Source organism: Micromonospora sp., assembly GCF_048594385.1.
In the GTDB taxonomy this organism is placed as follows: Bacteria; Actinomycetota; Actinomycetes; order Mycobacteriales; family Micromonosporaceae; genus Micromonospora; species Micromonospora wenchangensis.
In genome coordinates, this window is the sequence record NZ_JBMDWU010000353.1 from 1 (window position 1) to 11,388 (window position 11,388).

Annotated in this window: 9 protein-coding genes and 1 pseudogene; 2 read left to right on the forward strand and 8 right to left on the reverse strand. The window is 73.1% G+C overall.

What is annotated here, in order from left to right:
• From ACOJTC_RS18850 to ACOJTC_RS18880, 7 genes and pseudogenes are all read right to left on the reverse strand, one after another.
• A pseudogene (locus tag ACOJTC_RS18850) lies at positions 1 to 601 on the reverse strand (hypothetical protein); the annotation flags it as partial.
• A 140-nt stretch (positions 602 to 741) separates the two neighbouring features.
• Positions 742 to 1,470 carry an endonuclease V gene (locus tag ACOJTC_RS18855; RefSeq protein ID WP_420117864.1) on the reverse strand — a complete coding sequence of 243 codons (729 nt, stop codon included), beginning with the start codon at positions 1,468 to 1,470 and terminating at the stop codon, positions 742 to 744.
• On the reverse strand, positions 1,457 to 1,654 hold the full coding sequence (locus ACOJTC_RS18860; RefSeq protein ID WP_204928238.1) for a hypothetical protein: 198 nt from the start codon (positions 1,652 to 1,654) through the stop codon (positions 1,457 to 1,459). The genes ACOJTC_RS18855 and ACOJTC_RS18860 overlap by 14 nt, the downstream gene beginning before the upstream one ends.
• A 61-nt stretch (positions 1,655 to 1,715) precedes the next feature.
• Positions 1,716 to 2,153 (reverse strand): hypothetical protein, encoded by a 438-nt coding sequence (locus ACOJTC_RS18865; protein WP_357931681.1) that lies wholly within the window; start codon positions 2,151 to 2,153, stop codon positions 1,716 to 1,718.
• Complete coding sequence (locus tag ACOJTC_RS18870; RefSeq protein WP_420117865.1) at positions 2,153 to 6,505, reverse strand: toxin glutamine deamidase domain-containing protein; 4,353 nt, start codon at positions 6,503 to 6,505, stop codon at positions 2,153 to 2,155. Before ACOJTC_RS18870 ends, ACOJTC_RS18865 begins: the two co-directional genes overlap by 1 nt.
• A 15-nt stretch (positions 6,506 to 6,520) precedes the next feature.
• On the reverse strand, positions 6,521 to 6,865 hold the full coding sequence (locus ACOJTC_RS18875; RefSeq protein ID WP_420117866.1) for a hypothetical protein: 345 nt from the start codon (positions 6,863 to 6,865) through the stop codon (positions 6,521 to 6,523).
• Positions 6,858 to 7,289 (reverse strand): YbaB/EbfC family nucleoid-associated protein, encoded by a 432-nt coding sequence (locus tag ACOJTC_RS18880; RefSeq protein WP_420117867.1) that lies wholly within the window; start codon positions 7,287 to 7,289, stop codon positions 6,858 to 6,860. Before ACOJTC_RS18880 ends, ACOJTC_RS18875 begins: the two co-directional genes overlap by 8 nt.
• A 73-nt stretch (positions 7,290 to 7,362) precedes the next feature.
• Between ACOJTC_RS18880 and ACOJTC_RS18885 the strand changes: the two genes are divergently transcribed.
• Positions 7,363 to 8,589 carry an SUKH-3 domain-containing protein gene (locus ACOJTC_RS18885; RefSeq protein ID WP_420117868.1) on the forward strand — a complete coding sequence of 409 codons (1,227 nt, stop codon included), beginning with the start codon at positions 7,363 to 7,365 and terminating at the stop codon, positions 8,587 to 8,589.
• Positions 8,590 to 8,606: 17 nt separating this feature from the next.
• On the opposite strand, the gene ACOJTC_RS18890 is transcribed toward ACOJTC_RS18885, so the two are convergent.
• Positions 8,607 to 10,046 carry an aldehyde dehydrogenase family protein gene (locus ACOJTC_RS18890; RefSeq protein WP_420117869.1) on the reverse strand — a complete coding sequence of 480 codons (1,440 nt, stop codon included), beginning with the start codon at positions 10,044 to 10,046 and terminating at the stop codon, positions 8,607 to 8,609.
• Between the two features lie 142 nt (positions 10,047 to 10,188).
• On the opposite strand from ACOJTC_RS18890, the gene ACOJTC_RS18895 reads away from it, so the two are divergent.
• On the forward strand, positions 10,189 to 11,388 hold a 1,200-nt coding region (locus ACOJTC_RS18895), incomplete at its 3' end, for an aldehyde dehydrogenase family protein (RefSeq protein ID WP_420117870.1).

The window sequence follows — 11,388 nt, forward strand, 5'->3', positions numbered from 1 at the left end:
CGGCCCCGGTGGTCGCCGCCGTCGGGGCGGGCGCGGGCGTGGTCGCCTCGGGGGTGGGGGTGGGCTTCCTGGTCGGGGTGGGGCTCGGCGTCGGGGAGCCGGCAGCCCGTCCGCCGACCCGGGACGTGTCGGCGGCCCGGCCGATCAGCCGGCCGACCGCGGTCGTCGCCTCACCGACCACGTCCAGCCGGCCCGCCGGCGCCCCGGCAAGGAACGCCACCCGGTAGCGGACGGTGCTGCTCTTTCCCTTGCACAACGGTGGACCCGCCGACGAGGTACGGGAGACCTGGAGCACGCCGCCGCCACCGGTGACGGGCACAGTGGACCACCGCCCCCCGACACTCACCTCTACCCGAACCTGGTCCGCGCCAACCCCGGCCAGGCTCAACCCCAGCGCGGTCCGCAGCAGCACACACCCGTCGGTGCGTTTGCGCACCTCGATCGCGACCCCGCCCGGGGAACCACCGGCGGAGAAGCCACCCGAGGCCCGCACCCGTACCCGGTCCCCGTCCGCGTGGGCGGGGAGCGCACCGAGGGTCACCAGCCCGGCGAGCAGCGCACCGACGGTCACCACCCGCGCCGCCTGCCGACGCACGGACATCTCCCACCTCACCCTCCGCCCCGGCGGGGGCCGCCGGCCAGGTTACTACCAGCGCGACAGGGCACCCGGTGACAGAGCGCCCCGCCTGTGGGCCGCGTTACCCCTCGACCCGACCGCCCGGGTCGGCCGGCCCGCGCCCCTCAGCCGGCGGTGCGGGCCGGGCCGGTGGCGGCGGCGAGGGTCTCGCGGCAGAGCCGGTCGGCGGTACGGGTGGTCTCCGGCAGCCGGAACCGCGGGGTCAACGCGAGCACCTGCGCGACGGCGTTGTCCAGTCCCATCCGGTGCCCGACGCTGACGAACACCGGCTTCACCCCGTCCCGGGTACGCAGCACCCGGCCGACCACCTCACCGGCGTCGACCAGCTCGGCGGCGTCCCCCCGGCGCGGACCCGGCCCGGTCCAGCCGCCGACCAGCGGGGTCTTGCCCACCCCGATCGCGGGGAGCCCGGTCACCACGCCCAGGTGGCAGGCCAACCCGAAGCGACGCGGATGGGCCAACCCGTGCCCGTCGCAGACCAGCAGCTCGGGGCGGGTGGTCAGCCGGTCCAGGGCGGCCAGCAGGGCGGGCAGCTCACGGAAGGCGAACAGCCCCGGCACGTACCCGAACGCGGGCCGGCCCACGCTGACCGCGTGATCCACCACCGTCAGGGTCGCGGTGTCGAGCACGGTCACCGCCGCAGCGAGCAGGTCGCCGTCCGGCGCGTACGCCACGTCGAGGCCGGCCACCGTCGCGGGCCGACGCGGACCCGGCCCGACCAGGTCCACCCGGGGTCGCAACCGGTCCTGTACGGCCACCGCCTCGGCGACTGTCAACCCGGGCGACCCGGCGTCCCCGTGCTCCGGCCGTCCCGCGGTCTCAGCCGGGCTCACCGTCGCGTCCGCCCTCCTTCTTCTTGTCGAAGGCACCGAAGGCTATGGCGAAGGCGATGCCGATGGAGATCCCGAACGCCACACCGACGGCGTCCCGGAACATGATCAGCCCGATGACGATGCCGATGGCCATGCCCGACACCCAGGCGCTCGTCTGACGCTTCTTGGCAGCAGGGTCCGTCATCGCCCCACCCTAATCGGGCACCGCCGGTCACACGCTCCACCAGTCACCGACACCGGCGCCCTCAGGCACCGACATCCGGATCAGCCGCAGGATCTCCGGCGGAGTGCAGCGCCTCCTCGAACATGACGAAGGTCTTCCGTCTGATGCCGCGCACCATCGCCTGTTCCCCCGGGGTGGGGTTGCGCCGCTCGCGCCGAGCTGAATCGAGAATCGCCGCCGCAGTCTCATAGAGGGCGAACACGGGACCGTCGCCGGACAGGTAATTCGACCGGTATCTCTCCACGTCCTGCACGAACTCCTCAGCCGAACGCTTCGCAACCTCACCTGAAGCGGCGAAGAGCAGTTCGCCGAGGAGGTCATCCTCCCGGCTCCAGCCGCCCGTCTCCATCACGACGCGCCACACCTGCGGCACCCCGCCCTCCGCAGCGACGACCTTCACGGGAGAGTCGTAATAGGAGTAGTAAGCGGGCAGATCGATGCCCACACCCGCGCCCGACATCACGTCTCCCCGATTGTCGACACCAACGCGTGCCAGAACAGCCGTTGCTGCTCACGCAGGATGCCGGTCACGAGGGCCCACTCCACCCCGGTCATCGTCCTGCTGTCCTGCCGAGCAAGGCTGTCCAGGTCGCGACGAACCTCGTACAGGGCATGCTCCCAGACCGCTACCTCATCAAGGGCAGCCAGGTGCAGCCGGAACTCGGCGAGATGGCCGTTCGACATTTCCAGAACGAGCTGCACATCCCGGTAGCCGCTCTCCTGCGGGACGACGAACCTGTCCTCGCAACGCACTATCCGAATTCCAGGGCGATCGCACAGGCGATCGAGTGCCCGATAGAGATCACCCAGGGACCGGAACTCGACCTTCGCGCCGGCAAGGTCCCGGAGGAGGGAAACGTCACCCCGGTACTTGCGGACCTTGTCCTCGGCCCGTTGGCGGCCCTTGGGATGTCGCCTCCAACCGGCCGAGCCGACGACCGTATCGTCCTCATGCGCCAGGTCCACGGCGAGCCCGTTCAACTCTTCCTGCGCCACGACGGCGGCGGCATAGAGCGAGTCGAGGTATGCGGAGCGGTAGCCAGGGTCCGCCACCCGTCGACTGTCGAACCCTGGTTGCCGCACGTTCTCACCGGGCGTAGCAGCACGTTCACTGATCCGTAACTGCTCCGCAGAGAGCGGTGTCGGCAGCGGCACCGGCGGCTGCTGGGTGGCGATCTTCTCCGCGCCCTGTGCTGTCATCTCCTCGAGCACCGATCCGAGGGCGTCGATCGCCGCCGGATGCGAGGCCAGGTGATGCAGCGTCAACGGACGGGCGGTCAGCGAGGTGGCCAGTTCGGGCGCGGCCAGGATCATGCGGGCGAGGTCCGGCCGACGCGCCAACTCCTGTAAGAGGGTGCCGGCGAGCGCCCGCTGCTGTCCGATGGGAGGGTCACGCCAGCTTTCGTCCAGCATCCGTACGACCCGCCGATCGCCGAGCAACCTCGCCACGTCCGCCGCGTCCGCCTCGTTCAACTGCGGCACGAGCCGTCGGAGCATCGGGGCGTCGACGTGTGCACAGATTTCGGCAGGGGACAGACCGACATCGAGGAGCCCGCCGAGATCGGCACCACCGGACAACAGTGTCGCGATCTCAGTGGGGCGTCCAGGCGTGGGCCGATCGGTGGGCCGCTGCGGTTCATCGTCCTGGCGGGAGCCGGCAGGTCCCGGCGGTCGACCGAAGTCTTCCGACGCCTGTCCCGCCTGGTCGGCAGATCCCGGCCCGTCGAGGAGGTGGACGCGGTTGAGATAGGGGTCGCCGTAGCCCTGCTCGTCGTCCGGCACCGCAGGGTGGTCGGGCAGGTCGGGACGGACGCTGAACCGTCCCCGCGCCAGCCCGCCCAACGGCATCGGTCGGCCGTCCCCGGCGAGGATCAGCGCGTCGATGCCGACGACGTTGTCAGGTCGCCGCCGGCCCGTGTGTCCGTAGAGCGGGCGGTCGTGCACCGTGCCCGCCTGTGGGTCGAGATAGAGCACCGTGCCGTTCTGGTTGAGCGCCACCCAGGCGTGCGAACCGCCGTTCTCCCACTCGGTGATCAGGAAGGCGTAGCTACCGTGGCCGCCGAGGACGAGTTGGTCACGCAGGTTGCGGTAGCCGCGCTCGACCGACGTACGCAGGGCTGCCGGGCCCGGCCGGACACCCTCGTCGACAGCGAACAGCTTCTGGAACCGCCCGCCGGTGACCTCCTCCACCCGGCCGGGTCCACCGGTCTCACCGTTGACCGGACGCCGGACGTCGCCCTGCAGGTAGCCGTCGAACGTACGGGGTGCGGCCACCCTGGGCCGGCCGTGCAACCACGTCTCGTAGAGGGACAGGGTGCAGTCCAGGCAGTTGATGCCCCGGGTCGGATCGGCCTGCGGCCCCCCGTCGTTGGTCAGCGCGAACCAGCCGCCCTGCCGGGGGTCGGCGGTACGCACGACGGCGCCGTCCGCAGTGCGGGGCATCTGCCGTTCGAGGTCGGTCTGGTGCAGCGCGAGGGGAGGGCGCAGCCCGCCGAACTCCCCGTACCGGCGGGAACGGTCGATGGGCGGTGGATCGTCGTCGCCGGTCAGCGCCGACCTGTCCCCCGTCTCGACCCCACCACCGGCCAACTCGGCCACATCGTCGTTGATGCGGCGGAAGTCGTCTGGATCATCGACAGTGACATCTGCGGGTGAGAGTCGGCCGTCGATGATCGCCGAGGCCCGGTCCAGTTCCCGATAGCTGTCGGCCTGCGCGCGGTGTGCGATCTGCTGATACCAGTTGGCCAGGTGGGAGCGGCCTTCGCGGTGCGCCTGGACGGCACGCCGGGCGGCACGATCTGCCCTCGCCTCGTGCTCACGGGCGACCTGTCGTCGGAGGTCGGCATCGTCCGTGCGTCGCCGGTCCTCGAACCAGTGTCGCTGTGCTTCGAAGTAGCCCTGGTAGCGACGCCGCTCCAGCGCCTCCCGCTCGGCCGCCCACCTGGCCGCGTACCACCGTGGGGTTCGGGGGCGGGGTGGTTCGTCGTTCGCCGATGGTCCCGGGTCGTCGGATCGCCCGGTGGTCGGGGAAGCCACGGGTCCGGGTGCCAGCGCCGCCAGGAGCGGAAACCGCCCGACCCGCTGCGGCCCGATGTCACCGTCGGCGGTGCCCGGTCGCTCCGGGGCGGTCGACGGGCCGTGCGGCCCGATGACCGGCACGCTGCTGGGCGATGGGACGGTCGTCGGAGCCGGTCCCACCGGCGCACCAGCCGTCGATCCGGGCGGGACGCCGGTCGTCGGGCCGGGCGGTACACCGACGGTCGGCACCGTACCCACCACGGGTGCCGGTGCCGCAGCGGCTCCTGTCGGTGGTCCGCCCGCCGTCGTCACGCCCCCGCCCGGATTGCCCTGGCCGGGGTCGGCAGCGTGGGGCACCGCCGTGTTGACCGCCTCCACGGGTCGACCTGCCGTGGCGGGGGAGGCAGCCTGATCCACCGCGATCGACGACAGGGTGGGGCTGTCGGACACCGGGCCGGCGGAGACCGACGGTGTCGCAGCGTCGACCGCGTGCGGGGCGACGGGTTCGGGTCGGGCCGGAGGTGCCGGCGAGGTCGGCTCGGCCGGCGAATCGACCTGGCCTGCGGCAGCGGCCCGGTCGGGGCCGGCCGGCCCCGGTGGGTCACGGGGTGGCAGCGGATCCGTTACCGCACCACCGGTCACGACGACCGGATCGGCCGGCGTTGCCGGCCTCGGTGCGAGGGTGTCAGCGGGCGACCGTGCGAGGACGTCGGCGGACGGCGTCACCTGGTCACCGACCGGCGGCGGAACGGGAAAGGCGTCGGACGGCGGGGAGGCGGAACCGGCGAGCGCGGTCAGCCGGGCGCGCAGCGCGGCGTCCGCCTGCCCGGTCGCCGAGCCGGCGACCCCGGACACGGCGGCCCGGCTGGCGTCCTCCAGCGACGGCATCCCCTGCCCGGTGGCCAGACCGGCCGCACCCTCCGCCAGCACCTCACCGGTCATCTCGCGGCCGACGTGTTCACCGACCCGGGCTGCACGCCCGCTGGCGTGCCGTCCCAGGCCCGCCAGCGGCGCGACCGCCCCGCCGGCCAAGCCGCCGAGCGCCGACGCACCGAGATCGGCGAGGTCCAGGCCGTGCCGACGACCGGTGGAGTTCTGGTACGCCTGCGTCGCCAGGCTGACCCCGGCCTCCTGCCCGGCCTCGAACAGGCCACCCTTGACCGCCCGCCTGCCGAGCCCGCGCATCCCCTCCCGGGCGACTTCCTTCGCGGCCCGCTCGCCGGCCTCCTTGAGGCCCTGCCGGAGCGCCTTCTTGGCCAGTTGGGCCAGTAACCGGCGGAAGATCTGCTGGATCACCAGCCGGCTGGCGGTGACCGCCGCGCCTGCTGCGGGTGAGGCGGCCCCGGCGGTGAGCGCGGCGGCGACGGCGAGCGCGAGCAGTTCCGCGACCAGGATGCCGAGTTCGATCCACACTTCGATCTTGGCGGCCTCGATGTCGCTGCCGCACTCCTCGACCAGACGCCCCAGGTCGGTGCTGACCGCCAGCAGTACCGGCAACGGGGCCTCGTCACCCTCGGCCAGCCGCCGCCACGCCGCCTCGAACGCCTCCGGCACGGCCCCGGTGCCGCCGTAGCCGCTGCGGACCTCGGTGGCGGCGGCGATCGCGTCGGCCCAGGGGCCGGTCAGGGCACCCGCCACCGCGTACCACTGGTCGGCGAGGTCCCAGACGGCGCGTTCGTTTCCCTCCGGCCACTCGACCCCGACCACCCAGTCGAGCGCCTCGTAGGCCCAACCCGGCAACTCCCAGGGGCTGTAGTCGAGCGGGTGCGGGATCGGGCTCGGCAGCACACTCACGGCTTCCCCCGCAGGTCAGCGCTGAGGGCCGCGCGGATCGGCCACCCCGTCGAGCCGCCGTCCGCTCGCCGTGTCCGTCCGGACGTTAGCGTCGACCGAGGTGACCACGTCCGTGCCGAGCCGTTCGAGGGACCGGCCGAGCCCGGCCCAGGCGCGCAGCAGGCTCTCCTCGTAGGCCCGGTAACTCCTGTCGAAGGCCGCGCCGATGTCGTCCCGACCCCACGGACGGCCGGCGCTGGCCCCGGCGATCTGCCCACCAAGCGCGGTCCGACGCGCCGACAACGACGCACCGGCCAGGTGCAGGTCCGCCCCGGCCCGTCGGGCCCGGTCGGGATCGAGCCAGAGGTGCCCCTCACCCATGCCGTTCCGCCTCCCGTCGGAGCACCGCGTCGGCGCGCCCGAGCAGTGCGCCGAAATCGCCGGTACGCAGGAACTCCACCGATCCCGAACCGGCCGGCAGGTGCGCGGCGACCAGTTCCTGGGTGGCCGTGGCGGCACGGGCGCAGGCCCGCTGCACCGTCGTGGTGATCTTCCGGCTCAACGCGTGGTGATCGCGGTCCCGGTAGACGGCGGCGTCCAACTCCACCGAGATCAGCTCGCCGCGCGCCCCCACCGTGGCGGTGACCTGGCCGTCGTCCGAGCGTTCCGTGACCCGCAACTCCGCCAGTTCGGCACGCAGGTCGTCCACACCGGACCGTAACCGCTGGTACTGGCCGTACACCTCGTCGAACCGCGCCCGGAGCGCCTGGTTCGCGTCCCGGTCCACCCTTTCGGCCAACGCCATCCTCCCCCGTCACCGTCAGTCAGGCGAACCATACCGGGCGCCACGATCCGGTGGGGTCCGGTAGTTTCGGGCCGTGATCGATCGACAACAGGCCGAGCAGCTCGCCGAGGTGTGGGCCCGACGGGATTCGCAGCGCCTCGGCCACGAGTGCCGGCCCACGCTCGACGAGTTCGACCTGGGCTACGTGATCCGGTCGACCGTCGACCGCGCCGTCGACACGAACCCCGGCGACCTGCCGACCACCGTCGTCGACAAGCAGACCGGCGAGGTCACCACCTGGCCCCGGGTGCCGGCGGCGGTGGTGCAGCAGATGTACCGGCGCAGCCGCCCCACCGGCACCCCGGCACCCCGCACCGTCGACCCGGCCAGCCTGCTGCTGCGCGAGATCCGGCGGCTGCCGACGCCCGCCGCCGTGGCCCACCTGACCGTCGAGGGCCGCACCTACGTCGGGCACGGCGTCAAGGGGGACGTACCGCCGCTGCGGCACCACCCCCTGGTCCGGGCTTACCTGGACGAACTGCCCGCTGGGCACCTGGTCCGTGGCGGCGACCGGCACGCCGAGCTGGTCGTCGTCTCGGACGTCCTGCACGAGTACGACCATCGACGCGCCGCCGCCGGTCTACCCCCGCTGACCATGCGCGAGGCGGAGTCGCTGCTGACGGCGACCGGAATCGACGTGTTCCTGGTCCGCGAACCAGGCGATCCGGACGCCGGCCCGGCGGAACGTCCCTGCGACTCCTGCCTGAACTTCCTGGTGCACTTCGCGGTCGTCGGCTGGTCGGAACTGGCGTTCACCAGGCAGTGGCGACCCGACAGGCAGGCCGTGCCAGAGGTGGGACGGTTCCCACCGGAGGTCGCCGACGCGCTGGTCAGTGCCGGATGGCGTCCGGGGCTCGGTGACGACGGGCTCGCCGAGGAGGCGATCGCGGAGGCGCGGGAGATATCCCACCGGCATCCTGACCTCACCTCTGCACTGGACGCCCTCACCAGATTCCCGGGGCTGGTGTCCGGCCGGCGCGGGCCCGGTCGGGAGGTGTGGATCTCGCGGTTCTCCGTCGATCCGGTGCACGCCGCGTACACCGCCGACACCCTGGCGGACTTCGGTGCCGTGCTCGGCGTGCGGCTCTTCCCGATCGGCGCGGGGCATCCGGACGCGATCCTGGCGGTGGACGACCGCGGCCGGGTCTTCGCGCTGGACCAGGCGGGCGAGTGGTTCCTCGGCGACGACATCGACGCCGCGCTGACCACCCTGCTGCTCGGCCTCGCCCCGCCCCGGGTCCGGGACGACGGCACCTGGTGACGAGGGAGGCGCGTGGGCTACAGCGGCATCCCGGTCAGCACCAGCACCCTCGGCTCGGTGTAGTCGTCCATCGCCGCGCGTACCCCCTCCCGGCCGACGCCGCTGCCCTTGACGCCCCCGTACGGCATCTGGTCGGCCCGGTACGACGGCACGTCGCCGACGATCACCCCGCCCACCTCCAGCACCCGCGCGGCGGTGAACGCCACGTCGAGCCGGTGGGTGAACACGCCGGCCTGCAACCCGTACGCCGAGTCGTTGACGGCGGCGAACGCGGCGTCGTCGGTCTCCACCGACGCCACCACCAGCACCGGCCCGAAGACCTCCTCCGCACAGACCTTCGCCGACGGCGGCACCCCGGTCAGCACGGTGGGTGGATAGCTGGCGCCGTCGCGGCGGCCCCCGACCTCGACGGTGGCCCCGGCGGCGACGGCCTCGTCGACCCACGCCTCGACCCGTTGCGCGGCCTCGACGGAGACCAGCGGCCCGACGTCGGTCGACTCGGCGGTCGGGTCGCCGGTGCGCAGCGACCGCACGGCGGCGACCAGCCGGGGCAGGAAGTCGGCGTAGCGTCGTTCGTGCACGAGGACCCGTTGCACCGCGATGCAGGACTGCCCGGCCTGGTAGTTGCCGAAGGTGGCGATCCGTCGGGCGGCGAGATCCAGGTCGGCGTCGGACGACCAGTCGGCGCAGATCACCGCCGCCGCGTTGCCGCCGAGTTCCAGGGTGACGTGCTTGTCCGGCACCTGACGGCGGATCTGCGCCCCGACCGGCCCGGAGCCGGTGAACGACACCACCGGCAGCCGGGGGTCGTCGACCAGGGCGGCAGTGCGGTCGTTGGGCAGCGGCAGCACCGACACCATGCCGGCCGGCAGGTCCGTGCCGGCCAGGATCCCGCCGAGCAGCAGCGCGGACAGCGGTGTCGCCGGGGCCGGCTTCCCGATGATCGGCGCACCGACCGCGAGGGCCGGGGCGACCTTGTGGGCCACCAGGTTGAGCGGGAAGTTGAACGGGGTGATGCCGAGCACCGGCCCCCGGGGCACCCGCCGGACCAGGGCGATCCGGCCGGTCGCGGCGGCGTCGGTGTCGAGCCGCTGCAACTCGCCGGAGAACCGTCGGGCCTCCTCGGCCGCCCAGCGGAACGTGGACACCGCCCGGCCCACCTCGGCCCGCGCCCAGGTGACCGGCTTACCGTTCTCGGCGGTGATCAGGTCGGCCACCTCGGCCGCCCGTGCGGCGAGTTCCCGGGACACGTGGTCCAGGGCCGCCGCCCGGACGTGCACGGGCAGCGCCGCGGCCTCCGCCGCCACCCGGGCCGCCGCGGCGACGGCGGCCTCGACCTGGTCGGGCGTGGCCCAGCTGGTACGCCCCACCACCCGACCGTCGTACGGGTGGGTCACGGTCACCTCGTCGTCGCCGTGGACGGCCCGACCGGCGACCCAGCACGCTCTCGGTTCCACGTCGGCAGCGTAGACGACAGGCAGTCGCACGGAAACAGTCGCCCAAGCCCTTGTCTGCCGCGAATTCAGTAGCCAAGATGGCAGTCAGACTGCGATTACGTCCGCTGACTTCACTCCCAGCCACCCCTGGAGAGACCTCACCATGAGCGACCAGCAGCAGCTACGCAACTTCGTCGACGGCGCGTACGTCGACCCGGTGGACGGCGGTCACGCCGACCTGATCGACCCCTGCACCGGTGACGTCTTCGCCCAGGCCCCCGTCTCCGGCGCGGCCGACGTGGACGCGGCGATGCGGGCCGCCGCGACCGCCTTCGAGACCTGGCGGGACACCACCCCGGCCGAGCGGCAGCGGGCGCTGTTGAAACTCGCCGACGCGGTGGAGTCCCGGGCGGCCGAACTGGTCGACGCGGAGGTGCGCAACACCGGCAAGCCGCGCCAGCTCACCGCCGAGGAGGAGCTGCCACCGGCGGTGGACCAGTTCCGGTTCTTCGCCGGGGCGGCCCGGCTGCTGGAGGGCCGCTCTGCCGGGGAGTACCTGGCGGGGCACACCTCGTACGTGCGGCGGGAGCCGATCGGCGTCTGCGCGCAGGTCACCCCGTGGAACTACCCGCTGATGATGGCGGTATGGAAGATCGCCCCGGCGCTGGCGGCCGGCAACACGGTGGTGCTGAAGCCGTCGGACACCACGCCGGTGTCGACGCTGCTGCTGGCCGAGATCGCCGCCGAGTTCCTCCCGCCCGGGGTGTTCAACGTGGTCTGTGGCGACCGGGACACCGGCCGTACCCTGGTGGCGCATCCGACGCCGCAGCTCGTGTCGATCACCGGCTCGACCCGGGCGGGCATGGAGGTCGCCTCGGCCGCCGCGCCGGATCTCAAGCGGACCCACCTGGAGCTGGGCGGCAAGGCCCCGGTGGTGGTCTTCGACGACGCGGACGTGGCGGCGGCGGCCGAGGCGATCGCGACGGGCGGCTACTTCAACGCCGGCCAGGACTGCACCGCGGCGACCCGGGTGCTTGCCGGTCCCGGCGTGCACGACGACTTCGTGGCCGCCCTCACCGAGCAGGCCCGCAACACCCGCACCGGGGCCCCGGACGACGCCGACGTGCTCTACGGCCCGCTGAACAACGCCAACCAGCTCGCCCGGGTCAGCGGCTTCGTCGACCGGCTGCCCGACCACGCCGATCTGCACACCGGTGGCGCACGGGTGGGCGGGCGCGGCTACTTCTACTCCCCCACCGTGGTCTCCGGGGTACGCCAGGCCGACGAGATCATCCAGCAGGAGGTGTTCGGCCCGGTCATCACCGTGCAGCGGTTCACCGACGAGGACGAGGCGGTGCGCTGG